This is a genomic window from Streptomyces sp. GbtcB7, from assembly GCF_019091445.1.
Classification (GTDB): Bacteria; Actinomycetota; Actinomycetes; order Streptomycetales; family Streptomycetaceae; genus Streptomyces; species Streptomyces mirabilis.
The window spans coordinates 58,834-84,883 of the sequence record NZ_JAGXJM010000038.1; the positions used below are offsets into that span (position 1 = coordinate 58,834).

A 26,050-nucleotide genomic window follows, 5' to 3' on the forward strand; every position below is an offset into this window, starting at 1 on the left:
CGGCACCTGCGGCCAGGGAGACGGACAGCTGGGCCTGTGCGGGTGTGCGGGTACCGCCGTCCGCGGCGGGTCCCTCGGCCGGTGACGGCAGCGACGCGCTCAGTCGGTGAGGCCCAGCGCCCCCGCCGCCTGGATCGCCAGCCAGACCTCGGCCAGGGCTCCCGTCGACGTCAGGTCACGATCGGCGAGGGCGCCGAAGCGGCGCAGCCGGTAGGCGAGGGTGTTGGGGTGGATGTGGAGCGCCGCCGCAGCCGTCTCGGTACGGCGGTCGCGCTCCATCCAGGTGCGGGCGGAGACCAGCAGCTGCGAGTCATGGGCCTCGTCGTAGCGCAGCACCTCGCCGAGCACGTGCTCGACCAGCGCGGCCAGGACAGCGGGGTCGTCGGGGAGCCACCGGCCCGTCGAGTCGTCGCCGTAGCGGACGACGGGGCGGCCCGACTCCACGGCCTTGGAGACCGCCCAGAGCGCCTCGCGCTGGGCGACCTTCAGTGCGGCGCCCGGCAGGAAGGGGCGGCTGATCCCGGCCGCGACGGCCGGAAGCTCACCGACGGCCGCCGCCAGTTCCGGTGCCCCCAGGACGTAGCGGTCCTCGCCTCGGGTGAGCAGTAGATGGGGTCGGTCCTCCAGACAGCGCAGCAGCGCCTCGTCGGTGGTGTGGCGCACTACGAGGAGTACGGTGTCGCCCTCGATCGAGTGCCGGGCGAGCCGGCGGCGCGCCGCCTCCGGGTCGAGCACCTCCTGCAGCAGTTCGGCCAGCGTCTCCGCGCCCTCGCGGCGCAGCGTCTCGCGTTCGTTGCGTACCATCGCCAGCCGCAGCGCCGCCACGGTGGCGATGTGCTGGACGACGGCGAGTCCCGCGGGCTGGGCGCCCTGACGCTCGTAGGCGACGAGAAAGCCCGCCGGGCCGCCGGGCGCGGGCACCGGGAGGACGAATCCGCCGGGGATCGTCGGTGGAGCGTCGACGGAAGCGGGCAGGACAGCGGGATCCGGTACGGGAACGCCGGGCAGGAGGGGGCGGCCCTGCGGTGTGCAGAGGTAGACGTCGTAACCCGACAGGCCTTCGAGACGGCGCAGAAGTGACGGCGTGTCGAGGTCCTCGGCGACCAGCCAGCGCAGCGCGCCGAAGACCTGGAGCTGCGCGCCCAGCCGGTGCCGGGCGTCCTCCTGGGCCGCGGCCGCGATCTCCTGGGCGACAGCGATGAACGGGACGGCGAGCGGCACTTCGAGGACCGGGAAGCCCCGCTCCTCCGCCGCCTGGAAGAACGCGTCATGCAGCGGGGGCATGTGCAGCTGCGCGGAGAGCGCGAGAGCGGACACCCCGGCGTCGTCCAGCCGCTCCAGATAGGCACGCTGTCCGGCCGCGGTACGGGGGACTGCCAGGCCCGCCGTCATGATCACCTCGGCGCCCAGGAGCCAGGGCGTCGGATCGGCGAGCTCGCTGGCGTGCGCCCAGGACACGGACCGGTTCAGACCGCCGCTGCCGGCCTTCACGGAGAGCTGGAGCGCCGGGAAGGAGAGCAGGTCCCCGACGGTGAGTTTGTTGCTGGCCACACAAAACAGCGTACGTCTCTGTGATGGACACAATTGTCGCTGGTCAGCCATGGGCCACACACTGTGAAACCGTCCCCCTTGCATGAACGGAAGGTGAAGCGCCCGTGACGAGCTCGATCACCGAAATCGAGACCTATGGTGTCGAGCGGATCCCGGACGAGGACCGCACGGCCCGCCCGATCGATCTGTTCCGGCTCGCCTTCGGCGGTGCCAACACCTTCGCGACCTGTGTGCTGGGCGCCTTCCCGATCCTCTTCGGGCTCTCCTTCTGGCAGGGGCTCGCGGCGACCGTCCTCGGCCTCGTGGCGGGTGCGCTGCTGCTGGCCCCGATGGCACTGTTCGGCCCCGCCAACGGCACGAACAACGCCGTCTCCTCCTCCGCGCACCTGGGCGTGCACGGTCGGGTCGTCGGCTCGTTCCTCTCCCTGCTCACCGCCGTCGCGTTCTTCTCGATCTCGGTGTGGTCCTCGGGGGACGCGCTCGTCGGCGGCGCGCACCGGCTCGTCCACGTCCCCGAGTCGGACGTCACCTACGGCATCGCGTACGCGATCTTCGCCGGGCTCGTACTCGTCGTGTGCATCTACGGTTTCCGGTTCATGCTGCTGGTCAACAAGATCGCGGTACTGGCGGCATCGGCCCTCTTCGTGCTCGGGGCCTTCGCCTTCGCGGGCGACTTCGACCCCGGTTACGCGGGAACCTTCGCCTCCACCGCCGACCCGCTGTTCTGGCCGTCGTTCATCGGCGCCGCGCTGATCGTGCTCTCCAACCCGGTCTCCTTCGGCGCGTTCCTCGGCGACTGGTCCCGCTACATCCCGGCCGGGACTCCGCGCCGCCGGGTGATGGGGGCCGCGTTCCTCGCCCAGATCGCCACCCTGCTGCCGTTCCTCTTCGGCCTGGCCACCGCGTCGATCATCGCGTCGAAGGCCGCGAAGTACGTCGACCCGGCCGCCCCGAACTACGTGGGCGGACTGCTCGCGATCTCACCCGGCTGGTACTTCCTGCCGCTCTGTCTGATCGCCCTGATCGGCGGCCTCTCCACCGGCACGACGTCCCTGTACGGCACGGGGCTCGACTTCTCCAGCGTCTTCACACGCTTCAGCCGCGTCCAGGCCACCTTCTTCATCGGCGCCCTGTCCATCGCGTTCATCTTCGCCGGCCGCTTCGCGCTCAACCTCGCGCAGTCCATCTCCACCTTCGCCACGCTGATCATCACCTGCACGGCACCGTGGATGATCGTCATGACGCTCGGCTATGTCACCCGGCGCGGCTGGTACGACGCGGACGCGCTGCAGGTCTTCAACCGCCGCCAGCGTGGGGGCCGCTACTGGTTCACGCACGGCTGGAACTGGCGCGGCATGTCCACCTGGCTCGTCTCCGCCGTCGTGGCCCTCCTCTTCACCAACCTGCCCGGCCAGTTCGTCGGCCCGCTCGGCAACCTCGCGGGCGGTACGGACATCTCGCTGCCGGTCGGCCTCGCCCTCGCGGTCGTGCTCTACCTCGCCCTGCTCACTCTGTTCCCCGAGCCGCGCGCCGTGTACGGACCGGCCGGACCCCGCTTCGTCCGGGCGTCGGATGCCCCGGTGCCGCCGATCACCGGCGGCAGCGAGGAGATCGTCCCCGAACCCGCCGCGGCCCACTGAGGCCTCACTCCCCCGTAACCGCACTCCCGCCGTTCCGGCCCCGCCGCCGAACGCCCGTGACCAGGAGCCGTGCATGAGCACCACCACCGTCCAGGAAGTCCGGACCGCCGCGGACGCGCTTGTCGCCGCCTTCGCCGAGGGCCGCCTCGACGACTACTTCGGCGCCTTCGCCCCCGACGCGACCTTCCTCTTCCACACCACCCCGCAGCGGCTCGGCTCCACGGCCGAGTACCGCGCGCTCTGGCAGCAGTGGGTGGAACAGGACGGCTTCCGCATCCTCGGCTGCACCTCGTCGGCGCAGCTGATCCAGCACTTCGGCGACACTGCCGTTTTCAGTCACGACGTCGAAACCCGGGTCGCCACCAACGCCGGCGAGGAAACGGTCCACGAGCGGGAGACCATCGTCTTCACCCGCGCCGATGACGGCGGCTGGGTCGCCGTCCACGAGCACCTTTCCGCCCGTACCGCCGCCTGACCAGGAGAGACGTTCCATGAGCACCACCTTCCGCAACTACATCGACGGTGCGTTCGCGGACGCCTCGGACGGCCGCACGCTCGATGTGGTGGACCCCACCACTGGTGACGTCTACGCGACCTCCCCGCTCTCGGGGGCGGCGGACGTCGACGCGGCGATGGCGGCCGCGGCCGCGGCATTCCCCGTCTGGCGCGACACCACGCCGTCCGTGCGGCAGCGCGCCCTGTTGAAGATCGCCGACGCGATGGAGGCACGGGCCGACGAACTGGTCGCCGCGGAGAGCCGGGACACCGGCAAGCCGCTCCACCTCACCCGCAGTGAGGAACTCGCCCCCGCCATCGACCAGGTCCGCTTCTTCGCGGGCGCGGCCCGCATGCTGGAGGGCCGCTCGGCCGGCGAGTACATGGAGGGGATGACCTCCATCATCCGCCGCGAGCCGGTCGGTGTGTGCGCGCAGGTGGCGCCGTGGAACTACCCCCTGCTCATGGCGGTGTGGAAGTTCGCCCCGGCGCTCGCGGCGGGCAACGCGGTGGTCCTCAAGCCCTCGGACACCACCCCGGCCTCCACCGTGCTGATCGCCGAGATCATCGGCGGTGTCCTGGAGGCGCTGGCACTGCCCCGCGGAATCTTCAACGTGATCTGCGGCGACCGTGAGACCGGCCGCCTGATGGTGGAGCACCCAACTCCCGCGATGGCCTCCATCACGGGTTCGGTACGCGCCGGCATCCAGGTCGCCCAGAGCGCGGCCAAGGACGTCAAGCGGGTCCACCTGGAGCTCGGCGGCAAGGCCCCGGCGGTGATCTTCGAGGACGCCGACCTGGCGAAGGCGGTCGAGGACCTGGTGGTCGGCGGCTTCTTCAACGCCGGTCAGGACTGCACGGCCGCGACCCGCGTCCTGGTCCACGAGTCGGTCCACGACGAGTTCGTCGCCGCCCTCGCCAAGGCCGCGGCCGACACGAGGACAGGGCTGCCGGACGACGAGGACGTGCTGTACGGACCGCTGAACAACGCGGGCCAGCTCGCCCAGGTCAGCGGCTTCATCGAGCGCCTCCCCGAGCACGCCAGGATCGAGGCGGGCGGCCACCGGGTCGGTGAGCAGGGCTACTTCTACGCCCCGACCGTGGTCTCCGGCCTCAAGCAGGACGACGAGATCATCCAGAACGAGGTCTTCGGCCCGGTCATCACCGTCCAGTCCTTCACGGACGAGGCCCAGGCCGTGCGGTACGCCAACGGCGTCGACTACGCACTGGCCTCCTCGGTGTGGACCAAGGACCACGCGCGGGCGATGCGGATGTCGAAGAACCTCGACTTCGGCTGTGTGTGGATCAACACCCACATGGCCCTCGTCGCCGAGATGCCGCACGGCGGCTTCAAGAAGTCCGGCTACGGCAAGGACCTCTCCGCGTACGGCTTCGAGGACTACACCCGGATCAAGCACGTCATGACGTCGCTCTGACCTCCAGCTGACATCCAGGAACGCGTCGGCCGCCCCGGGCCTGCCCCGGGGCGGCCGACGCGTGCTCGTGGGCCGGGCCCGGAGAATCCGCACAACAGCGCCACACGGACTGCACACAGGCTTTCGAAAGCCTCGTTAGCGTTGCTGGCTGCTCGATCTAACGTGCGAAACGCGACCAGGCCCGGCGGGGCGACGGCATGTCAACTCAGGAAGACCGCAAATGGACTACTGCTCCTCGTGTCGGCGGCATCTCAATGGCGCCCTGGTATGTCCCGGGTGTGGCGCCTACGCTCCGGACATCGCACCGGCCACCGCCGACCGTGGCATCGTCCCGACCTGGGTCGGCATGGCGCCGACGGGCACGGCGGTGAGCGCATCGGTGCCGTGGGAGTACACGGCCTCGGAGGCGTGGCACGACGGCCGTCCTGGTGGCGAGGAAGCGGTCGCGGCCGACCTGGAGGAAGCCCCGCAGACCGACCCGTACGGCGACATCGAGGGCGCGACGCCCGCACCGCAGGGGCGGGCTGCGCGGCGTCGCCAGATGGCCCGCTGGAAGAAGAACCAGCGCCGGGCCGTGGTCGCGACCGCCGTCGCACTCGTCGGAGGCGGCCTGACCGTCGCCTCGATGGACCGGCACTCCGCCGACCAAGCGCAGGCGGCGACAGCGCCTGACGTCGCGACCATGGGCACCGCGGACGAACAGGCGACTGAGCAGCCCGGCCCGTCGTCGACACAACCTGAAACCCACGTGTCCTCGCACACTCCCCCCGCGCAGTCGACCACGACCGACCTTGCGCGCCGGCAGTCCGCCAGTGCCCCGTCCCACGTCACGCCTACGAGCGCTCAGCCGTTCGCCGCTGCCACTCCTCATCCGACGGCGGCGTCGGCGACCCCGCAGCCTCGGGCCGCCTCCCCGTCCTCCGTCGGAACGGTGCCCGACCGCACCACTACGTCGGCGCAGGAGACGTCCGCGCCCGCCGGGGCCGACAGCACGGCCGCGGGAACACCGCAGGCGGGCCCCACGCCGACAACGACGTCACCTTCACAGATCTGCCTGCTCCTGGTGTGCCTCGGCTGACCGCGCCGAACGTTTGACCTGCTGGGGCCAGAAGTCGGCCCCTGATCCTCCGGGCGAGGTGTGTCGCCGTTCCCTCAGAACACGCGGATCGGGATCTCGGCGGGGGCGGCGAGCAGATCGGAGATCTCGTCGTCCAGCCGGACCAGTGTGACGGAGACGCCTGCCATGTCGAGCGAGGTGCAGTACTCACCCACGTAGCTGCGCCCGATCTCGATGCCCCGCTCGGTCAACTGCTTGTGGGCCCGTCCGTACACCAGGTAGAGCTCGCCGATCGGTGTGCCGCCGAGGCCGTTGACCATCAGTGCGACGCGGTCGCCGGAGGAGTACGGCAGGTCGTCCACAACCGCGCTGACGAGCTCGCCCACCATCGCGTCCGCCGACTGGAGCTTCTCCCGCTTCCGGCCCGGCTCGCCGTGGATGCCCACGCCCATCTCGACCGCGTCCTCGGGCAGGTCGAACAGCGGCGAGCCCTTCGCCGGCGGCGTGCAGGCGGTGAGCGCCATGCCCATGGAGCGGGTGACAGAGTTGACCTTCTCTCCGATCCGGTGGACCTCGTCGAGGTCCGCACCCCGCTCGGCGGCGGCGCCGACGGCCTTCATCACGAAGAAGTTGCCGGCCACCCCGCGCCGTCCGACGGTGTACGTCGAGTCCTGTACGGCCACGTCGTCATCGATGAAGAGAGTACGTACGGTCACCCCGTCGGCCTGGGACAGCTCCTCGGCCATCTCGAAGGCCATCCGGTCCCCCGTGTAGTTGTTGACCAGCAGCAGGACGCCCTTCGGGGAGGCGACCAGCTTGACCGTCTCGTAGACGGAGTCGGCCGGCGGCGCGGCGAACACGTCGCCGGGACAGGCCGCGTCGAGCATCCCCTTGCCGACGGTCATCACATGCGCCGGCTCGTGACCGGACCCGGAGCCCTGCACGATGGAGACCTTGTTCTCCTGCGGGGCGTCGGCGCGCATGATCAGGTTGTACTCGGGGACGTACTTCAGCGTGTCGGGGTTGGCCAGGGCCAGCCCCTCCAGCATCTCCGCGACGTAGTCCTTCGGGTCGTTGACGAACTTCTTCATCCCGTCACTCCTTCGTGGTGCCGGTCCCGGATGCCGGGAGGCGGTCCGGGAGCCAGGTCCGTCGCCCGCCGTCAGTCGCGTGCGTCCCATTCGGCGGCGACACGCTCCGCCATGACCGCGACCGCCACCGCGCCCGGGTCCGGCGAGCCGATACTGCGCTCACCGGTGTAGCTCTGGCGGCCGCGTCGGGCCTGCATGGATGTCGTTGCGTCCGCTGCGGTCCGGGCCGTCGCGGCGGCCAGCCGGGCGAGCTCCGACGCGTCGGCCCCCGGTCCGCCCTCGGCCAGCCGCTGTTCCAGGGCGCCGGTCATCGGTATCAGCGCGTCCAGCAGCGTCTTGTCGCCGAGGTCGGACTTGCCCCGCGCCTTGATCCCCTCGGCCGCGGCCCGCAGCATGGCCACCGCATCCGCGGCGTCCAGCTCCGGCCGGTCCTTCACCGCCCCGGACGCCCGCAGGAAAGCCGTGCCCCAGAGCGGCCCCGACGTGCCGCCGACTCGCTTGGAGATCACCAGAGCGACCTTCTTCAGGAACTCGGCCGGCGAGTCCGCTGCGAGGTCGTCCCAGTCGGCGAGCACGATCTCGAAGCCGCGAGCGAGGGAGTACCCGAAGTCCCCGTCACCCGCGACGGCGTCGAGGTCGCCGAATGCCTTTTCGTTGTCGACCGCCGTCCGGGCCATGGTCCGGACGACGAAGGCGAGGTCTCCGACGGGTGTCGATGGCGATGACATGGCTCTCCTGACTGCCGCGACGTCAGTGCGAACGAGGATCCGGGCCGGGCGGCGCGGAGCCGGGCGGCCCTGCCGCGGGCGTACCCGATGCGGTGGAGCCCGCGTCGCCGTCGGCGGTGAGCAGGGCGGCCAAGTCCGCGAGCACCACCCATGGCCCCGGGCGGGCGCCGAGCGGATCGCTCAGCACCCGGGTGACGGTCTCCTCCGGCGGCGGATCGCCCAGCGAGGTGACCACGAGGGAGGCCCCGGTGAAGTCCTCCTCCTGTGTGTAGGCGCTGGTCGTGACGGCGCAGGTCAGCCCGGCGCCGAGCGCGGACAGCATCCCGTTGCGGCTGTCCTCGATCACGACGACGCGCGCCGGATCGAGGCCGAGCCGGTGCACGGCGAAGTCGTAGATGTCCGGGGCGGGCTTCTTCCGCTGGACCACGTCCCCGGCGAACACGCCGAAGTGAGCGGCCAGTTCGGGGCCCATGGCGAGTTCGAGCACGGCGCGGACGGAGGCCTCCGCGGAGGTGGAGGCGACCGCGAGCGTCCATCCGCCCTCGTGCGCCTCCGCGGCGACCCGCCGTACGCCGGGCCTGGGCGGAATGCCTCCGCCGCGGATGATCCCGGTGTAGATCTCGGTCTTGCGCCGGTGCCAGGCGGCGACCTGCTCGTCGAGGGCGGCCCGGTCGGTGGGCAGCCCGGCGGCGGCGACGAAGTCGGGGGTCAGCAGTGTCCGCATCCGCTCCTTGCCGCCGCCGACCTTCACCTTCTCCGCGTACTCCTCGTCGCTCCACCGCACGGGCAGACCGAACTCCTCGAACGTCTCGTTGAATGCGGGCAGGTGTCCGTCACGTTCGGTGTCGGCGAGGACGCCGTCGCAGTCGAAGATGAGCGCGGGCATGGTCTCAGCCCGTCCGCCCGGCGCTGCCGAAGAGCCTCATCAGAGAACCGGCCAACTCGATGACATCCTGGCGGACGGCCCGGAAGAGCGACGGCGGATCCCACTTCTGCCGCTCCGCCGCCGTTTCGAGGAAGGCCAGATTCGACTTCATGAAGGTCTCCTTGAGGGCGGTCGAGATGTTGACCTTCGCGCACCCCCGGGAGATCAGGTCGCGGAACTGCTCGTCGGACAGTCCACTGCCACCGTGCAGCGCGATCGGTACCGGACAGGCCGCCACGATGTCGGACACGCGCTGGGCATCGAGCACCGGCGCCTGCTTGTACGAGCCATGGGCGTTGCCGATCGCCGGTGCGAAGACGTCGACCTGCGTGGTCCGCAGGAACTCCAGCGCGACCGCCAGGTCCTGCCGCTCGGCGGCGATGTCGCTGCCGACGCCGTCCTCCACACCGGTGATCGATTCGATCTCGCCCTCGACCGCGGCTCCGTACGCGCGAGCCTCCGCGACGACCTCGACGGTCTGCCGCATGTTCTCCTCGACCGGCAGCTTCGAGGCGTCGAAGAGCACCGAGTTCCATCCCCGCCGCAGACACTCGGTGATGACCTCGCGTTCCGGACAGTGATCCAGGTGCAGGGCGACAGGCACCTCGATGCCGGCGGTCATCGCGGTCCACATGGCGTAGAGCACGTCGCTGCCGATGGACTTGACCGTCTTCACGGAGGTCTGCACGATCAGCGGCGACGCGTTCTCCACCGCGGCCGCCAGCACGGCCTCCAGCGTGAGGTCGTTGAACACGTTGATGGCCGGTACGGCGTAGCGCTCGTTGAAAGGTCCGGAGAGGATCTCGGTCAGCGGTGTCACACCCACGGCGCCTCCACGTTTCCGCCCCCGCCTCCTCCATTCCACGCCCGCGGATCACACCCCGCCACTTGTGGCCTGGGCTCAGGCGGCCGGGCCCACGCCCGAGGCCGGCCAGAAAGAGGGGTTACGCCGAAGCGAGCCATGCGATCGGGGAGCTTCCGCGCAAGCACCGGCGGGCCGGTGCGGCCGGTCAGCGGCACCGTCGCCGTACCGGTGGCGACTTCGGACTGACGGAACGCAGGAAATGCCGGGCCTGCAGCGGATGTTGCCCACGTCATGACTCAAGGTCCCGCACCGCGCCCCCTGTCCGACGAAGCCCTGTCCCACCTGCTCGGCAAGCAGCAGTTCGGCACCCTCGCCACAGTCAAGCGCACCGGCCATCCCCACCTGACCACCATGCTCTACAGCTGGGACGCCGAGGCCCGCATCCTGCGGTTCTCGACGACGGCCGACCGCGTCAAGGTCAAGCACCTGCGGCGCGACCCGCATGCCGCGCTGCATGTGCACGGCGGCGATGTGTGGTCGTTCGCCGTCGCCGAGGGCACGGCCTCCGTCTCCGAGATCACGACGGTTCCCGGTGACGCGGTCGGGCGGGAACTCCTCGGGATGGTCCCGAAGGACTCGAAGCCGGAGGACGAAGCCGCGTTCCTGCGGCAGTTGATCGACGAGCGTCGGCTGGTCATCCGGTTGAAGGTGGACCGGTTGTACGGCACGGCGCTCGACATCAAGGACTAGGGTCCGCCGGGAGGGCGCTGGTCACCGCCACGGAGCCGACCACGGACGGCCACCGTCGGCCGGACAGGCGGCCAGTCCCTCCCTCGGCCGGACAGGCCAGTCCCTCCCCCCGGCCGTCCACACCGCCCCACCCCACTGCGAGAGCATCCCGACACGGGGCAAACCGCGCGAACGGCTCTCCGAACACGGCCTACGCGGACTCACGCAGCCTGAGCTCCGCCCCCACCACCAGTTCGTCATGGCCGAGCGGATCCTCGCCGGTCAGCAGCCGGGCCGTCTGTTCCACGACGAGAGCGCCGAGCGCCCGCGTGTCCAGGGCCACGGTGGACAGCGGCGGCTCGACGAGCGCCCCCAGTTGGAGGCCGTCGAAGCCGATCACCGCGAGGTCGCGAGGAACCTCGCGTCCGAGCCGGCGCGCTCCGCGCAGCGCACCTATGGCGACGATGTCGTTGAAGGCGAACACGGCTGTCACATCCGGGTGTTCGGCGAGCAGGTCCTTCAGCGCGCTCTCCCCGCCCTCCACGCTCTGGTCGGCGCGGCTCACCGGGCCGGCGTCGAGCCCACAGGCCGCCATCGCGTCGGCGAACCAGGCATGGCGGATGCTGGGCTCGGACCGGCCCGCGTGGTCGAGCATGCCGATGTGCCGGTGTCCGGACTCGACGAGGTGCGCGATGGCCGCGCGGACGCCCTCCTCGCCGTCGATCCGGATGGAACTGAACCGTTCGGTACGGTGCTCCCGGTCGATGAGCACCACGGGCAGCCCGCGTGCCAGTTTGTCGATCTCGTCCTCGGGCTGGCTCAGATAGCCGACCACGGCGTCCACTTGGGAGGCGATCACCTGGAGCGTGCCGCGCTCCTCCTCGATGCGGTCACCCGTGTCGTACACGACGACATGCCAGCCACGGGACCGCGCCGCGTCCAGAGCGGCCGCGGCGACCTCGGTGAAGAACGGGTTGAGCAGGTCGGGGATCACCAGTCCGACGCTGATGGTGTCCTGTCGCACGAGCCCTCTGGCGAACCTGCTGGGGCGGTACCCCAGCGCGAGCGCCGCGTCCAGGACGCGCTGCTTGGTCGTGACGTCGATCTCGCCCTTGTCGTTGAGCGCCCGTGACACCGTCTGCCGGGACACTCCTGCGGTCCGGGCCACATCGTTGATCGTCACTCTGCGGGGTCCGGTCCCCGACGACGCCATCACTACCTCCGTACCTGTGTCGACGCAGGCGCGCCGTAGGGACACTGAGTATGCACCGGGCCGAAGCCATGGTGCGACCTTGTGCGCGGGCGCTCGACGATCATGGCCGTGGTGAGGCCTTCGCCGGTGGCGCCAGGCCATCACCGGTGGTCAGCGGCGTCATGTGAGCTCTCCTTAACCTGCCGGACCCACGGACGACTCGAGAGTCTTGACACTCGGCCGTGCCGCGGCGCAAACTCCGAATCACTTCATAACACGCTCCCGTGAGCGCTCCCGTGAACGTTCACGTGAACGCTCACGAACCTTATCCCAACCAGAAGGCATCCCCGCCTGAGCTGTCAACGTCGACCCGCCTAGCGCCGCCGCTAGTCGTTCTCTGGAACGGAAAACATGAGCAAGACAGTCACGCGCACCCGTCTCGCCGCCGTCGCCACGGCAGCCACTCTCGTCGCCCTCGCCGGTTGCTCGTCGTCCGCTCCGTCGGACAAGGCGTCCGCGGCCTCCTGCACCCCCGCCAAGGGGAAGGTCACCCTCCAGTACTGGAACACCGTTCCAGGCATGGACAAGGTCGTGGACCTGTGGAACAAGAAGAACCCGGACATCCAGGTCCAGACGAAGAACATCTCCAACGACCAGTACGGCACCCTCGGCAACGCCCTCAAGGCGGGCAAGGCGCCGGACCTCGCTCAGGTGGGCTACGACGAGCTCCCCGCCCTGCGCACCCAGAACGCCTTCGTGGACGCCTCGGCGTGCTCGGCGGCCACCGCGGCCAAGTCGAAGTTCGTGCCGTGGACCTGGTCGCAGACCAGCTTCGGCGGCACGGGTGTCTTCGCCCTCCCGCAGGACACCGGTCCGATGGCCCTGTACGTGCGCAGTGACATCTTCAAGAAGCACGGCATCGCGATCCCCACGACCTGGGACGAGTACGCGGCGGCCGCGCAGAAGCTGCACAAGGCGGACCCCAGCCTCGACATCACGTTCTTCGACCCGAACAACGCCGAGTGGTTCAACGGGCTCCTCTGGCAGAACAGCGCCCAGATGTACAGCTACTCCGGCGACAAGTGGCACGTCACCGTCGCGTCGGACCAGAGCAAGCAGGTCGCCGACTACTGGCAGAAGCTGATCGCCGGCAAGCTCGTGCGCACCGACCTCGCCAACGGTTCGACGCAGATGTACGCCGCGTACCAGAAGGACCAGATCGCCAGCTACGTCGGTGCCGCCTGGGGCTACAGCATGTTCCGCGACAACCTGCCCAAGCAGTCCGGCAAGTGGGCGATCGTACCGATGCCGACGTGGGGCGCGAACGGCGCCTCCGGTGACTGGGGCGGCTCGACCGTCGCGTTCATGAAGGGCAGCACGCACCTCTACGAGTCGGTCAAGTTCAACACCTGGCTGAACTCCGACCCGGAGGCGCTGGCACTGGAGAACCAGTTGGGCGGCCTCTACCCGGCGGCTGACGCGGGGCTCAAGCTGCCCGCGCTGTCGAAGGGTGTGCCGTACTACAACAACGAGAAGATCTTCGACGTCTTCGCCGACTCGTCCAGGAAGATCGACACCAACTTCGCCTGGGGCCCCACCCAGAAGACGGTGAACCTGGCACTCCAGGACGCGATGGCCAAGGCCGCGGCCGGTGACGGCACGCTGAACGACGCGCTCTCGGCCGCCCAGGCCGCCGCCCTGAAGTCGATGAAGGCCCAGGCGATCCCGGCCACGGCGGGCAAGTGACCTCGGAATGACCCACATCGCACCCCGCGCGGTGACGTCAGGTGGCCGCCGCCGTCCAGGCGGCGGCGGCCCCCGGGCGGGCACCGTCATCGCGTTCCTCACCCCGTTCTTCCTGCCGTTCGTGCTGTTCTACCTGGTGCCCGTCGGCTACGCGCTCTGGCAGAGCTTCCGTGTCGTGCGCCGCGCCGGAGGCCAGTACGGGACCTCGTACACGACTTTCGGTGGATTCGACCAGTACACGCAGGTGTTCCAGAACAGCGAGTTCTGGAACAGCATCGGCCGCATCGGGCTGTTCGGCATCGTGCAGGTGCCCGTCATGCTGTTCGTCGCGCTGGTCATGGCGCTGCTGCTCGACACGCCCCTGCTGAAGCTCAAGGCGTTCTTCCGCATCACCGCGTTCATGCCGTACGCCGTGCCCGGCGTCATCGCCGCGATCATGTGGTCGTACCTGTACTCGCCGCAACTCAGCCCCGTTGTCGACCTGTTCCAGCGCATCGGCCTGCACCCCAACTTCCTCGGTCCGGGCGCCGTGCTGTGGTCGGCGGCGAACGTCTCCACCTGGCTCTGGACCGGCTACAACATGCTGATCATGTACTCGGCGCTCCAGTCGATCCCGCAGGAGCTCTACGAGGCCGCCAAGATCGACGGCGCGACCAACTGGACGATCGCGTGGCGGATCAAGGTCCCGATCATCGCGCCGTCGATCGTCCTGACGACGGTGTTCTCGATCATCGGCACACTCCAGCTCTACGCCGAGCCGGCCGTGCTGCGCCAGATCTCCTCGAACATCTCCAGCACGTTCACCCCGAACATGCTGGCGTACGCGGTGGCCTCCGGGAACAACTACCAGCAGGCCGCGGCCATTTCGGTGGTCATCGCCGTCATCACCTTCGTCCTGAGCTTCGGGTTCATGCGACTCACCTCGAAGAAGGCGGGACTGTGAGCAACCCATCCACGATCCGCGAGAGCCGGGGCAGCCGTACGGCCGTCATGGCCCTGATGTTCCTCCTGGCCGTCTACTTCCTGTTGCCGGTCTACTTCCTGGTCGTCGCGGCGACGAAGCCGCAGGGTGAGCTCGCCACCACCAACGGGCTGGCGTTCTCGCACTTCAACCTGTTCGAGAACCTGCGCATCCTGTTCACCCGCAGCGACGGCATCTTCGGGCGGTGGGCCGTCAACACCGTCATCTACGCGGTGCTGGGCGCGGCCGTGGGCACCCTGATCTCGGCCCTGTGCGGCTACGCGCTGGCCAAGTTCCGCTTCCGCGGCAGGGAGTTCCTCTTCTCCGTCGTGCTCGGCGGTGTCCTCGTCCCGACCACCGCACTGGCCCTGCCGCTGTTCCTGCTCTTCTCGGCGACCGGGATCGTCAACACCTACCTCGCGGTGTTCCTGCCCAGCATCGTCAGCCCGTTCGGTGTCTACCTGGCGCGCATCTTCGCCAACGCCGCCGTTCCGCAGGAGCTGATCGAGTCGGCGCGGCTGGACGGCGCGGGCGAGTTCCGCACGTTCTTCTCGGTGTCGTCCAGGCTGATGACGCCGGCCCTGGTGACCATCTTCCTGTTCCAGTTCGTGGCCATCTGGAACAACTTCTTCCTGCCGATGGTGATGCTCCAGAAGGAGTCGCTGTTCCCGATCACGCTCGGCCTGTACGAGTGGAACGGCCAGACCGCCCGGGCCCCGCTGCTCCAGGAGTCCGTAATCACCGGCTCACTGGTGTCGATCGTGCCCGTGATCATCGTGTTCATCCTCCTCCAGCGGTTCTGGCGCACCGGGCTCGCCGCCGGTTCCCTCAAGTGACCGCTCTCCCCCGCAGGTCCGCACAGAAGGTTCCCCTCGCCATGCAGAACTCCGCCGTCTTCGTGCCCCATTTCCACTGGGACCGGGAGTGGTACGAGCCGTTCCAGGTGTTCCGGCACCGGCTCGTCACCGCCCTGGACACCGTGCTGGAGACGGCCGAGGCGAACCCGGACTTCCGGTTCACCGTCGACGGGCAGATGGCCGCGGTCGAGGACTACCTGGAGATGCGGCCGGAGAACCGCGACCGCCTCGTGGCGCTGGTGCGCGAGGGCCGACTCGCCATCGGACCGTGGCTGATCCTGCTCGACGAGTTCCTCTGCTCGGGCGAGACGATCGTGCGCAACCTCCGGATGGGCTGGGACGCGGCGGAGCGACTGGGCGGTGCGATGCCCGTCGGGTATCTGCCGGACATGTTCGGCCACATCGCGCAGATGCCGCAGATCCTCGCCCGCGCCGGGATCGAGCACGCGGCGCTGTGGCGCGGTGTGCCCGGCTCCGTCGACGGCCACGCCTTCCGCTGGCGCGCGCCGGACGGCTCCGAGGTGCGCACCGAGTTCCTCTTCGACGGCTACGACAACGGTCTCGACGTCCTGCTGGTGCCCGACCGGATCGGCCGCGCGCTCGGCGACTACGCGCGGATGACGGCTGAGCGATGGGGCGGCGACCCGGTGCTGGCGATGGCCGGCACCGACCACAACGCGCCCGACCCGCGGCTCGCGGACTGGCTGCGGCGCGCTTCCGGCGAGGAGCGCGCCATCACGATCGCGACCCTCGACGAGTACATCCGCGAGCACGTGCGGGACGAGGTGTCCGCCGTCGTCACCGGCGAGCTGCGCAGCCATGTCCGTGGCAACATCCTGCCCGGCGTACTCTCCGTCCGGCTCGGGCTCAAGCAGCGGATGGCCGTCGCCGAACGCACCGTCGACCACGCCGAGCGCGCGAACGCCCTGTGGTCCCGGCGGGACGACGCGCCGTTCCTGTCACTCGCCTGGCACAAGATCATCGAGTCGACGGCGCACGACTCGGTCGTCGGCTCGGGCACCGACGAGACCTGCGACCAGGTCGACGCCCGCCTGGCCGAGGCCGCGCAGACCGCGCGTGCCGTGCGGGACGCCGCGCTCGCCGAGCCCGCCGCCCGGGTGCCGAGCGACGCTCATCTCGTCGCCAACCCGCTGCCGTTCGCCCGTACGGCGCTGGTCGAGGTGGACGTCGTGGCGCCACCGGCAGGAGCCGGTCTTGTCGCGACCGCCGCCGACGGCTCCACGCACTCCGTGCAGCTGATCTCGCAGGCGCCGACCGTGCTGAGCGACGAGCGCATGGACGCCTCCCAGCTCGAACGCGTCCTGCGCCGCATCCACCGCCGCGAGCTGTTCGGCCGGCTGATCGACCACTACGAACTCACCCCGAACTCCCTCGTCTTCCACCTCGCCGAGGTGCCCACCAGCGGACCGTTCGACCTGCTGATCCTGCGCCGCGAGGTCGCCGAGGCGGCCGCCGCGCACCCGGGCGAGTGGCGGGTGCTGACGCTGGAGGAGGCGCGGGCGACCGCGCTGGTGCCCGTGCACGTGCCGGCCTCCGGGCTCGCGAGCTTCCGGGTCGCGCCGAGCGAGCGGCCGGCCGCCCCGTCGGCCACCCTCGCGGATGCCACGGCGACGCCTCGCGGAGTGTCCAACGGCCTGGTCGACGTCGAGGTCGCCGCCGACGGCACCCTGACCGTGACCGGCGCCGACGGCACCGTCCTGAGCGGCGTCGGCCGCCTCGTCGACGGCGGTGACCGCGGCGACAGCTACAACTACGCGCCGCCGGCACGGGACGTACTCGTGTCGGAGCCGGTGGAGACGACCGTCGACGTCCTCGAAGAGGGTCCACTGCGCTCCCGGCTGCGGGTCACCCGCGTCTACGCGTGGCCCGCCGCGCTCTGCGACGACCGCGACCTGCGCGCCGAGCGGACCGTGGCGACTCCGGTGGAGACGCTCGTGGAGGTGCGCGCGGGCGAGCCGTTCGTCCGGGTCTCCACGTCGTTCCTGAACCAGTCCGCCGACCACCGGCTGCGTTTCCACGTGCCGCTGCCCGAGCCGGTGGCCGTCTCCGCCTCCGCCGGGCAGTTCGCGGTGACCGAGCGTGGGCTCACCGCCGAGGGCGGCTGGGGCGAGTACCCGCTCCCGACCTTCCCGGCGAGCTCGTTCGTGTCGGCCGGACCGGCGACCGTGCTGCTCGACCACTCCAGCGAGTACGAACTCGTCGACGGCGGCGCGGAACTGGCCGTCACCCTGCTGCGCGCGATCGGCTCGATCAGCGTCAACATCCACCCCCTGCGCGACGAGCCCGCGGCGAGCGAGATCCCCGCGCCGGGTGCGCAGGACCGCGGCATGCGGATCGCGAACCGCTTCGCCGTGCTGCCCTCCTCGACCGGCTGGCAGGGGGCCGACGCGGTCGCCCTCGCCGAGGAGTTCCGGGGCGACGTGCTCGTCACCCGCGGCACCGCGCCCGGCGGAGGCGACCTGCCGGACGACGCGAGCGGACTCCGGGTCGACGGCAGGGACGTCCTCGTCTCCAGCGTCCGCCGCGTCACCGACGACGAGCGCGGGTCCGGAACGGAGGTGCGGCTGGCCGCGATGAGCGACACCGGCTCGGTCGTCCGGGTGACGGGCTCGTTCACCGAGGCGACGACGGTCGACCTGCTCGGCAGACCGCTCTCCGCGGAAGCGGAACCGTCCGGCGACGGCCTCGAACTCGCCCTCGGCCCCTGGGAGATCCGCACCGTGGTCCTCCGCTAGCCCTCGAAGAATCTCCCCGCTGCCACCAAGAAAGTTGTGACCTCTTGCCCTCCGAGCTTTCCGCGTACGTTTCGGACCCCACACCCGGGCGCGGTGCGCTACGCCCGGCGCGCTCGTGGCTGCACTCCGACGCTCCCTCGCTCTCGCTGAACGGAGCCTGGCGTTTCCGGCTGTCGCCCACGGCGTCGGTGACACAGGACTTCGCGGCCGAAGAATTCGACGACCACGCCTGGGAGAGCATCCCGGTGCCGTCCCACTGGGTGCTGGAGGGCGACGGAGCCCACGGCCGGCCGATCTACACCAACATCCAGTTCCCGTTCCCGATCGACCCGCCCCACGTCCCGGACGAGAACCCCACCGGCGACTACCGGCGTCACTTCGCCCTACCCGCCGACTGGTCCGACGCCGAGCGGATCGTGCTGCGGTTCGACGGTGTCGAGTCGCTCTTCCGGGTCTGGGTCAACGGTGTCGACATCGGCAGCGCCGGCGGCAGCCGGCTCGCCCACGAGTTCGACATCACGCGGGCGGTGCGTCCGGGCGACAACGTCGTCGCCGTACGGGTGCATCAGTGGTCGGCGGCCAGTTACGTCGAGGACCAGGACCAGTGGTGGCTGCCGGGCATCTTCCGCGACGTCACACTGACCGCCCGGCCGGCCGGCGGCATCGAGGACGTCTGGCTGCGGACCGGGTTCCGCGACGGTCGCGGGCGTGTCGAGGCGGAGATCACCGCCGAGGCGTCCGCGTTCCCGGTCACCCTGCGCATCCCCGAACTCGGCGTCGAGCAGGTCTGGGCGACCGCGGCCGACGTGACGCCGGTCGACGCCGGCGAGGTGGAGCCCTGGTCGGCCGAACGGCCCCGCCTGTACGACGCCACCGTGTCGACGGCGGCGGAGAGCATCGCGCTGCGCGTGGGCTTCCGTACGGTCGAGATCCGCGGTGACCGGTTCCTGGTCAACGGCCGTCGTGTCGTGTTCCACGGGGTCAACCGGCACGAGGCGCACCCCGTGCGCGGCCGGGTCTTCGACGAGGAGCACGCCCGCGAGGACCTGGCCCGGATGAAGCGGTTCAACGTGAACGCGATCCGCACCAGCCACTACCCGCCGCATCCGCGTCTGCTCGACCTCGCCGACGAACTCGGCTTCTGGGTCGTGCTCGAATGCGACCTGGAGACGCACGGCTTCGAGAAGCTCGGCTGGGTGGGCAACCCGAGCGACGACCCGGCCTGGCGGGAGGCGTACCTCGACCGCATCCGGCGGACGGTGGAACGGGACAAGAACCACCCGAGCATCGTGATGTGGTCGCTCGGCAACGAGTCGGGTACCGGTAGCAACCTCGCCGCCATGTCGGCCTGGGTGCACGCCCGGGACGCCGAACGCCCCGTGCACTACGAGGGCGACTACACCGGTGAGTACACCGACGTGTACTCCCGCATGTACGCGTCGGTGCCGGAGACCGAGCGCATCGGCACGGACGGCACGGACACGCCGCTGCTGAACTGCACCCCCGCGCAGAGCGCCCGGCAGCGCGCCAAGCCGTTCCTGCTGTGCGAGTACGCCCACGCCATGGGCAACGGGCCGGGGGCGCTCGATCAGTACGAGGTGCTGGTGCACGAACATCCGCGGCTGCACGGCGGATTCGTCTGGGAATGGCGCGACCACGGCATCCTGGCCACGGCACCGGACGGCACTGCGTACCACGCCTACGGAGGCGACTTCGGAGAGGTCGTGCACGACGGCAACTTCGTGATGGACGGCATGCTGCTGAGTGACGACGTCCCGACGCCCAGCCTGTACGAGTACAAGGCGGTCGCACAGCCGCTCCGTTTCGTCTTCGACGGCGACAAGGTCGCGGTGACGAACCTGCGGCACTCGGCCGACACGTCCGACCTGCGCTTTCGCTGGCGCGTCGAGCACGACGGAACGCCTGTGGACGCCGGGGACCTGGAGGTCCCGGTGGTCGCGGCGGGCGAGTCGGGGTGGGTGTCCCTCCCGCCGGTCCCGGTGGCGCCCGAGGGCGAGACATGGCTGACGATCGACGCGGTCCTGGCGACGGCCGCCCCCTGGGCCCCCCTGGGCCATGTGGTGGCCACCGTCCAGTCGGACCGTTCGCCGCACATCCCCGTGCCCGCCGTCCGGCACCGCACGGGCTGGCGACCGGACCCCGGAACGCTGACGCTCGGGGCCGCCGAGTTCGTGGACGGCCGCCTCGTGAACCTGGCCGGCCGCGCCGTGACAGGACCACGGCTGGAGTTGTTCCGCGCCCCGACCGACAACGACGAGAGCCCGTCGGACGGTGTGGAGGAGAGCGACGCGAGTGTCCCGGGGGTGTCCAACGCCGAGCTGTGGCGTCGCGACGGTCTCGACCGGCTGACCGCACGTCGTGTGTCGGTGGAACGGCCCCACGACAAGACGGACGCGCTGCGCACGCTCGACAAGGTCTCCGCGGCGAACTCCGCCCTGTTCGTGATGGTGGAGTCCGTCTGGTCGCTCGAAGCCGGCGAGCTCGAACTCCGGGTGGAGATCGAGCCGTCGAGGGGCTGGAGCACGGTGTGGCCGCGGATCGGAATCCGCTTCGACCTGCCCGACGGCGGGGCGCCCGTCGACGGCGCCGAGTGGTTCGGGCTCGGCCCCTCGGAGTCGTACCCCGACAGTCTGCGGGCGGCGCGCACCGGCCGTTTCTCCTCCGGCATCGACGACCTCTCGGTCGACTACGCACGTCCCCAGGAGACCGGACACCGGTCCGGCCTGCGCCGGCTGATCCTCACGAGCACGGGCTCTGAGGTGTTCCGTGTCGAGGCCCTGCCCGACACGCACGGACGGCGGCCCGGCTTCACGCTCAGCCGCCACACGCCCCAGGAGCTCGCACGGGCCGGACACCCGTGTGAGCTCCCCGCCTCGACGACGAGCCGTCTGACCATCGACGCGGCGCAGCACGGACTCGGTTCGCGGTCGTGCGGCCCGGACGTGTGGCCCGAGTTCGCCCTGCGTCCCGAGGCCCGCACGATCAGGCTGCGCATCTGGGCGGGCTGACCTCCCCGGCTCCTGACCGACGGATCACCGAACCGCGAGGGGCACCCGTGTCGGCCGACCGCAGCACTGCGGCCGGCCGACACGGGTCTTGCGTATGAGCCATCGGTGGCGCGCCTCCCCTCGGTCAGCGTCGTTCACTAAATCGAACGCCATGTTCACTGCCCCGTGGGTTCGGTATAGTGAACGCATGGTTCATTCGATCGGAGCTCTTCTGGCCCGCATTCGCGTGTCCTGCACCGCGACCCGCAGGAGCCGCTGATGACGCCCCCTCCGTCCGGCCGTCAGCCGGTCAGCAGTACCGCAGCCGCGGTCGGCGCGAAGATCCGCCTGCGCCGCCAGCAGCGCGGCATGAGCGCCGCGGAGATGGCCCGGCGCGCCGGGCTGAGCAAGGCCACCTTGTCGCAGCTGGAGGCCGGCAACGGCAATCCGACGATCGACACCCTGGATGCGATCGCGATCGCCCTGCGCATTCCGATCGCCGACCTGCTGGCGCGTGACGCCGACACCGGGCCGGTCTTCCGACCGGGCACGGACATCGAGCCCGGCGAGGTCTCCCGCGAACTGCTGCGCCGCATCAGCAGCGGCAACAGCCTGGAGATCTGGCGACTGCGCATTCCGCCCGAGACGGAGCTGCCCGGCGTCCCGCACGCCACGGGCACGATCGAGCACCTGCTCATCGCCACCGGGCACGTCACCGCCGGCCCCGTCGACGCCCCGCAGGATCTGGGCCCCGGCGACATGCTCGCCTTCGCGGGGGACGCCCCGCACTTCTACCGCACCGGCGCGGAGGAAGTGGACATCACCGTTGTCTTCGCCTCCCCCATCAGCACCTGAGACCGAGGAATCCCTGCTCATGAGCACGAGCATCGCCACGACTCCCTCCAGCCGTGCCTTCATCAGCGACAACATGGCCGGGGCGTCCCCGCAGATAGCCCAGGCCGTCGCCGACGCAGCCGCCGGACAGGTCCTGCCGTACGGCAACGACCCCTTCACCGACAGCGCCCGCCGCAGGCTCAGCGAGATCTTCGAGCGGGACGTCGAAGTCTTCCCGGTCTCCACCGGGTCCGCCGCCAACGGCCTGAGCCTGGCCGCCCTCACCCCGCCGTGGGGCAGCGTGCTCTCCCACCCGGACAGCCACATCAACACCGACGAATGCGGCGCTCCGGAGTTCTTCACCAACGGCGCCAAGCTCGTCGGTGTGCCAGGCCCCGACAGCAAGATCGACCCCGAGGCGCTGCGGGTGGCTGTGCGCCGCCGGGCCGGTGACGTGCACAGCGTGCAGCCGTCCGCGGTGAGCATCAGCCAGGCCACCGAGAGCGGCAGCGTCTACACCCTGGAGGAGATCCGCGGCCTGTCCGCCATCGCCAAGGACGCGGGGCTGCGCGTCCACATGGACGGCGCGCGGTTCGCCAACGCCCTGGACCATCTCGGCGCCACCCCGGCCGAGATGACCTGGAAGGCCGGCGTCGACGTCCTGTCCTTCGGCGCCACCAAGAACGGCGCGATGACCGCCGACGCGATCGTCTCCTTCGACCCCGCACTCGCCTCCGAACTCGCCTTCCGCGTCAAGCGCGCCGGCCAGCTCGCCTCCAAGATGCGCTTCCAGGCGGCCCAGATCGACGCCTACCTCACCGACGGCCTGTGGCTGCGCAACGCCCGCCAGGCCAACGCGATGGCCACCCGCCTCGGCGACGGCCTCAAGTCCATCCCCGGCACCGGCCTTCTGGCCACCCCCCAGGCCAACATCCTCTTCTGCCGCCTGCCCCAGCAGGTCACCGAAGGGCTCCTCGCCGAGGGCTACGTGTTCTACCACGACCGCTGGGAGCCGGGGATCGTCCGGTTCGTCACCGCCTTCTCCCACAGCGCCGACGACATCGACCAGCTACTGGACGCGGTCCGCCGCCACACGCGCTGACCGACGGCCGGGGTAAACGTCGCGGTCACACCGGCACCACGGGCAAGGGGGAACCGCGAGCCACAGGGTCGGTCCCGGCCGCGACTCGCAGCCGCTCCAGTAGCAACGAACCTGCCCGCCTGGACCACCTCGTTCTCCGGACCGCAATCAGGTTCCCGTTGAGGGAGGTCCTGCATTCCTTGAACCCACGCGCTGACAACCGGTCCAAGGCCGACAAGCACCCCAGCACAGGTCAGCAGGCATCACACCCGTGTACCACCAGCAGACCAAGAACCTGCTGATGTCGTACTCGCCGCAGATGCTCGACTTCTCCTAGAGGCACAAGAAAGACCGCCTGAACTGGGCTTTTGCCCGTCAGGCGCCTTTCGCCGAGTCCGTCCCCGCCAACTGGGGCGTGGCAACCACGAGTGCTTCATAAAGGATTCGCACCTTCCATCCGGGCTCGGCTCACGGCTCCGGCGGGCGAGTGATGACCGCGGCAGCGTCCGTTAAGGCGGGGCCACCACGACCTCTCGGTCGGCCATCGTCCCCCGCTCCGACTACCGGCCTGACGTGTGTCCAGGCTTCACTGGATCTTGATGGCGGACCGTCCGCGTGGGAGGTCCTGTTCGGCCCAGATCAGCTTGCCGGCCGCGATGTAGCGAGTGCCCCAACGGCGCGTCATCTGCGCGACGAGGAAGAGGCCCCGACCGCCCTCGTCCGTGGTCCGGGCGTGGCGCAGGCGCGGTGAGGTGTTGCTGGTGTCGGAGACCTCGCAGATCAGGACGTCCTGTCGGATCAGGCGCAGGCGTATGGGGCCGGTGGCGTGGCGGATGGCGTTGGTGACCAGCTCGCTGACGACCAATTCAGTGGTCATCTCGAGCTCTTCGAGGCCCCATTCGGTGAGCTGGCGGACGGTCAGGGATCTGGCGCTCGCGACGATCGCCGGGTCGGTGGGCAGGTCCCACGAGGCGACCTGGTTCGGGCTCAGAGCGCGGGTGCGGGCGAGGAGGAGGGCGACGTCGTCGGTTTGCGGGCCAGTCAGCAGGGCGTCGACCACCAAGGTGCACAGGTCTTCCAGTACGAGGCCGGGCTTGGGGAGGACATCGCTGAGGCGGGTCAGACCGACGTCGATGTCCTGGTCGCAGGTTTCGATGAGCCCGTCGGTGTAGAGGGCGATCAAGCTGCCCTCGGGGAGTTCCAGCTCGGCGGACTCGAAGGGGAGGGAACCGAGGCCGAGCGGTGGGCCTGCGGGGAGGTCGGGGAAGGTGACGGAGCCGCCGGGTACGGCGATTGCGGGCGGTGGGTGCCCAGCACGGGCCATGGTGCACCGCCGGGTAACCGGGTCATAGACGGCGTACAGACAGGTGGCGCCCAGCACCGCGGTGGCGATGGCCTCGTCGTTCTGGTCCTCCTCCTCGGCGAGGCGGATCACCAGGTCGTCGAGGTGGGCCAGCAGTTCTTCGGGCGGCAGGTCCATGTCGGCGAGCGTGTGCACGGCGGTGCGGAGCCTGCCCATGGTCACCGCGGCGTTGATGCCGTGACCGACCACATCGCCGACAACCAGTGCGACCCGGGCGCCGGACAGGGGGATCACATCGAACCAGTCACCGCCCACGCCGCCTTGAACATCGGTGGGGAGATAGCGCGAGGCCACTTCCAGGGCGCTGCCGCCGGTCAGGGCATGCGGAAGGAGGCTGCGCTGCAGGGCCAGTGCCGCCGCGTGCTCGCGCGCGTAGCGGCGGGCGTTGTCCACGGACACCGCCGCGCGGGCGACCAGTTCCTCGGCGAGCAGCAGGTCGTCCTCCTCAAAGGGATCCGGATGCCGGGACCGGACGAACGAGGCCACACCGAGGGGGTTGCCCCGTGCCCGGAGGGGCACCACCATCACCGAGTGGAGTCCGAACTCCCTGATCTTCTCCGCCCGGGACGGATCCTCGACGACCCATGCGCTGTCGGGGTCCAGGCGCGGGGTGAGGAACGCTTGTCCGTCGACAAGGAACTGGCCGCCGGGCAAGGAGGGGAGCAGATCGACCGGCTCTCCCCGCCGTACGATCGACTCAGGGGTGCCTGCACGTATCGAGTGCATGCCGGCGCGCAGCAGAACGGGTTTGGACCCTACCGGTCCGGGGGTGGGTTCCTCACCGTGCAGCACCGGCTCCAGCAGGTCGACCAAGACGCAGTCGGCAAGACGCGGCACAGCCGCCTCGGCCAACTCCTGGGCCGTCCGCATGACATCCAGCGTTCTGCCGATGCGGGCGCCCGCCTCGTTCAGCAGGTTCAGCCGCTCCCGGGCCTTCCACCGGTCGGTGACGTCCATGCCCATGTAGCACACGCCCAGCACGTCCCCGTCGGCACCGAGCAGGCGGAAGAAGGATGTCGAGTAGGCATGTTGGCGATGCGGCTCCGCCCAGGTCCATCCCTGGTATTCGTAGTCGATCACCGGCTCGCCGGTCTCCAGGACCCGCCGCATCTGCGCCTCCAACGCGGCGGTGTCCAGGCCGGGCAGGGAATCGGACATCCGGCGCCCCAGTCGCTCCTCGCGCGGAATCCCGCCGTAGCGCTCCAGGGTGTCGTTCATCCAGACGTACCGCAGATCGGGGCTGAGAACTGCCATGCCGATCGGGGAGCGGGTGAGGAATCCCTCAAGCACCGAGCTGACAGCCCACGAGGGGGTTTTCGCCAGATCGATGGCGAAGACCAGCCAGCATTCGCACCCTTCCGAGTCGGCCATCGGCGAGATCTGAAGGCCGACTTTGAGGTACTGGCCGTCACTGCGGCGGACATCCAGGAAACCGGACCAGCAGCCCGCAGCCCGGCACCGCTCCACGACTTCCGCGACCCTCGACGCGTCCTCGGACGACGCGAGCAGGTCGGAGGCGGGCCGACCCAGTACATCTGCGCCGGGGTGGCCGAGAAGCCGCTCGGCGGCACCGGTCCAGCCGACGATGATCCCATGCTTGTCGATCACAGCCGTCGCGGCGTGGGACAGATCGGTCGGCCCTACGAGGCCTGCCCGCGTCCCACCCTCCATGGCGGTCATCGCAGCTGTCCCATCTGCGGATTACATATACCTAACAATATGGCCGCCCATCATCGTCTGCCATCGCTGTGCCGCGGTCGTCGCCGCGTTGTCGTCCTGGTCCTCCTGAACCCGG

Annotated in this window: 19 protein-coding genes; 12 read left to right on the forward strand and 7 right to left on the reverse strand. The window is 70.1% G+C overall.

Annotation, left to right across the window (positions count from 1 at the left end; all coding sequences use genetic code 11):
- Positions 1-99: 99 nt before the first annotated feature.
- On the reverse strand, positions 100-1,551 hold the full coding sequence (locus KVT44_RS43600) for a PucR family transcriptional regulator ligand-binding domain-containing protein (protein WP_217573528.1): 1,452 nt from the start codon (positions 1,549-1,551) through the stop codon (positions 100-102).
- Positions 1,552-1,655: 104 nt separating this feature from the next.
- Here KVT44_RS43600 and KVT44_RS43605 point away from each other — a divergent pair, with 104 nt between their 5' ends.
- From KVT44_RS43605 to KVT44_RS43620, 4 genes are all read left to right on the forward strand, one after another.
- Complete coding sequence (locus KVT44_RS43605; protein WP_054228478.1) at positions 1,656-3,191, forward strand: cytosine permease; 1,536 nt, start codon at positions 1,656-1,658, stop codon at positions 3,189-3,191.
- 73 nt (positions 3,192-3,264) lie between these two features.
- The gene (locus tag KVT44_RS43610) at positions 3,265-3,666 is read left to right on the forward strand and encodes a nuclear transport factor 2 family protein (protein ID WP_217573530.1); all 402 of its coding nucleotides are present in this window, start codon (positions 3,265-3,267) and stop codon (positions 3,664-3,666) included.
- 16 nt (positions 3,667-3,682) lie between these two features.
- Complete coding sequence (locus KVT44_RS43615) at positions 3,683-5,122, forward strand: gamma-aminobutyraldehyde dehydrogenase (protein ID WP_217573532.1); 1,440 nt, start codon at positions 3,683-3,685, stop codon at positions 5,120-5,122.
- Positions 5,123-5,342: 220 nt separating this feature from the next.
- Positions 5,343-6,200 carry a hypothetical protein gene (locus KVT44_RS43620; RefSeq protein WP_217573534.1) on the forward strand — a complete coding sequence of 286 codons (858 nt, stop codon included), beginning with the start codon at positions 5,343-5,345 and terminating at the stop codon, positions 6,198-6,200.
- A gap of 74 nt (positions 6,201-6,274) precedes the next feature.
- On the opposite strand, the gene dhaK is transcribed toward KVT44_RS43620, so the two are convergent.
- The 4 genes from dhaK to KVT44_RS43640 form a co-directional block, all read right to left on the reverse strand.
- Complete coding sequence (dhaK, locus tag KVT44_RS43625; protein ID WP_190173585.1) at positions 6,275-7,270, reverse strand: dihydroxyacetone kinase subunit DhaK; 996 nt, start codon at positions 7,268-7,270, stop codon at positions 6,275-6,277.
- 71 nt (positions 7,271-7,341) lie between these two features.
- Positions 7,342-7,998, reverse strand: a complete 657-nt coding sequence (gene dhaL, locus KVT44_RS43630) for a dihydroxyacetone kinase subunit DhaL (RefSeq protein WP_217573536.1) — start codon at positions 7,996-7,998, stop codon at positions 7,342-7,344.
- Between the two features lie 22 nt (positions 7,999-8,020).
- Positions 8,021-8,884, reverse strand: a complete 864-nt coding sequence (locus KVT44_RS43635; RefSeq protein WP_217573538.1) for an HAD-IA family hydrolase — start codon at positions 8,882-8,884, stop codon at positions 8,021-8,023.
- A gap of 4 nt (positions 8,885-8,888) precedes the next feature.
- The gene (locus tag KVT44_RS43640; protein WP_217573540.1) at positions 8,889-9,749 is read right to left on the reverse strand and encodes a class II fructose-bisphosphate aldolase; all 861 of its coding nucleotides are present in this window, start codon (positions 9,747-9,749) and stop codon (positions 8,889-8,891) included.
- Positions 9,750-10,019: 270 nt separating this feature from the next.
- Between KVT44_RS43640 and KVT44_RS43645 the strand changes: the two genes are divergently transcribed.
- Positions 10,020-10,478 carry a PPOX class F420-dependent oxidoreductase gene (locus KVT44_RS43645; protein ID WP_217573542.1) on the forward strand — a complete coding sequence of 153 codons (459 nt, stop codon included), beginning with the start codon at positions 10,020-10,022 and terminating at the stop codon, positions 10,476-10,478.
- A gap of 190 nt (positions 10,479-10,668) precedes the next feature.
- On the opposite strand, the gene KVT44_RS43650 is transcribed toward KVT44_RS43645, so the two are convergent.
- A complete protein-coding gene (locus KVT44_RS43650) occupies positions 10,669-11,670 on the reverse strand; it encodes a LacI family DNA-binding transcriptional regulator (RefSeq protein ID WP_190173590.1) in 1,002 nt (333 codons plus the stop codon).
- A gap of 390 nt (positions 11,671-12,060) precedes the next feature.
- On the opposite strand from KVT44_RS43650, the gene KVT44_RS43655 reads away from it, so the two are divergent.
- The 7 genes from KVT44_RS43655 to KVT44_RS43685 all read left to right on the forward strand — a co-directional run bounded on the left by KVT44_RS43655 (position 12,061) and on the right by KVT44_RS43685 (position 22,913).
- Positions 12,061-13,395: an ABC transporter substrate-binding protein gene (locus KVT44_RS43655; protein ID WP_217573544.1), complete on the forward strand. Its 1,335-nt coding sequence runs from the start codon at positions 12,061-12,063 to the stop codon at positions 13,393-13,395.
- A gap of 7 nt (positions 13,396-13,402) precedes the next feature.
- Positions 13,403-14,338: a carbohydrate ABC transporter permease gene (locus KVT44_RS43660; protein ID WP_217573546.1), complete on the forward strand. Its 936-nt coding sequence runs from the start codon at positions 13,403-13,405 to the stop codon at positions 14,336-14,338.
- Between the two features lie 47 nt (positions 14,339-14,385).
- Positions 14,386-15,192, forward strand: a complete 807-nt coding sequence (locus tag KVT44_RS43665) for a carbohydrate ABC transporter permease (RefSeq protein ID WP_225900799.1) — start codon at positions 14,386-14,388, stop codon at positions 15,190-15,192.
- A 41-nt stretch (positions 15,193-15,233) separates the two neighbouring features.
- The gene (locus tag KVT44_RS43670) at positions 15,234-17,969 is read left to right on the forward strand and encodes an alpha-mannosidase (RefSeq protein ID WP_217573547.1); all 2,736 of its coding nucleotides are present in this window, start codon (positions 15,234-15,236) and stop codon (positions 17,967-17,969) included.
- A 44-nt stretch (positions 17,970-18,013) separates the two neighbouring features.
- Positions 18,014-20,998, forward strand: a complete 2,985-nt coding sequence (locus KVT44_RS43675; RefSeq protein WP_217573549.1) for a glycoside hydrolase family 2 TIM barrel-domain containing protein — start codon at positions 18,014-18,016, stop codon at positions 20,996-20,998.
- Between the two features lie 258 nt (positions 20,999-21,256).
- The gene (locus KVT44_RS43680) at positions 21,257-21,832 is read left to right on the forward strand and encodes a helix-turn-helix domain-containing protein (RefSeq protein ID WP_095856990.1); all 576 of its coding nucleotides are present in this window, start codon (positions 21,257-21,259) and stop codon (positions 21,830-21,832) included.
- 19 nt (positions 21,833-21,851) lie between these two features.
- Positions 21,852-22,913: a low specificity L-threonine aldolase gene (locus tag KVT44_RS43685; RefSeq protein WP_217573551.1), complete on the forward strand. Its 1,062-nt coding sequence runs from the start codon at positions 21,852-21,854 to the stop codon at positions 22,911-22,913.
- A gap of 565 nt (positions 22,914-23,478) precedes the next feature.
- On the opposite strand, the gene KVT44_RS43690 is transcribed toward KVT44_RS43685, so the two are convergent.
- On the reverse strand, positions 23,479-25,926 hold the full coding sequence (locus KVT44_RS43690) for a SpoIIE family protein phosphatase (protein ID WP_254650714.1): 2,448 nt from the start codon (positions 25,924-25,926) through the stop codon (positions 23,479-23,481).
- Between the last annotated feature and the right edge of the window lie 124 nt (positions 25,927-26,050).

Bases quoted from the DNA above. Each gene is read 5' to 3' on its own strand.
- KVT44_RS43680 (WP_095856990.1), top strand. From the start codon at position 21,257: ATGACGCCCCCTCCGTCCGGCCGTCAGCCGGTCAGCAGTACCGCAGCC.
- KVT44_RS43670 (WP_217573547.1), top strand. From the start codon at position 15,234: ATGCAGAACTCCGCCGTCTTCGTGCCCCATTTCCACTGGGACCGGGAG.
- KVT44_RS43645 (WP_217573542.1), top strand. From the start codon at position 10,020: ATGACTCAAGGTCCCGCACCGCGCCCCCTGTCCGACGAAGCCCTGTCC.
- KVT44_RS43620 (WP_217573534.1), top strand. From the start codon at position 5,343: ATGGACTACTGCTCCTCGTGTCGGCGGCATCTCAATGGCGCCCTGGTA.
- dhaK (WP_190173585.1), bottom strand. From the start codon at position 7,270: ATGAAGAAGTTCGTCAACGACCCGAAGGACTACGTCGCGGAGATGCTG.
- KVT44_RS43685 (WP_217573551.1), top strand. From the start codon at position 21,852: ATGAGCACGAGCATCGCCACGACTCCCTCCAGCCGTGCCTTCATCAGC.
- KVT44_RS43610 (WP_217573530.1), top strand. From the start codon at position 3,265: ATGAGCACCACCACCGTCCAGGAAGTCCGGACCGCCGCGGACGCGCTT.
- KVT44_RS43635 (WP_217573538.1), bottom strand. From the start codon at position 8,884: ATGCCCGCGCTCATCTTCGACTGCGACGGCGTCCTCGCCGACACCGAA.
- KVT44_RS43655 (WP_217573544.1), top strand. From the start codon at position 12,061: ATGAGCAAGACAGTCACGCGCACCCGTCTCGCCGCCGTCGCCACGGCA.
- KVT44_RS43660 (WP_217573546.1), top strand. From the start codon at position 13,403: ATGACCCACATCGCACCCCGCGCGGTGACGTCAGGTGGCCGCCGCCGT.
- KVT44_RS43665 (WP_225900799.1), top strand. From the start codon at position 14,386: ATGGCCCTGATGTTCCTCCTGGCCGTCTACTTCCTGTTGCCGGTCTAC.
- KVT44_RS43615 (WP_217573532.1), top strand. From the start codon at position 3,683: ATGAGCACCACCTTCCGCAACTACATCGACGGTGCGTTCGCGGACGCC.
- KVT44_RS43650 (WP_190173590.1), bottom strand. From the start codon at position 11,670: ATGGCGTCGTCGGGGACCGGACCCCGCAGAGTGACGATCAACGATGTG.
- KVT44_RS43690 (WP_254650714.1), bottom strand. From the start codon at position 25,926: ATGGAGGGTGGGACGCGGGCAGGCCTCGTAGGGCCGACCGATCTGTCC.
- dhaL (WP_217573536.1), bottom strand. From the start codon at position 7,998: ATGTCATCGCCATCGACACCCGTCGGAGACCTCGCCTTCGTCGTCCGG.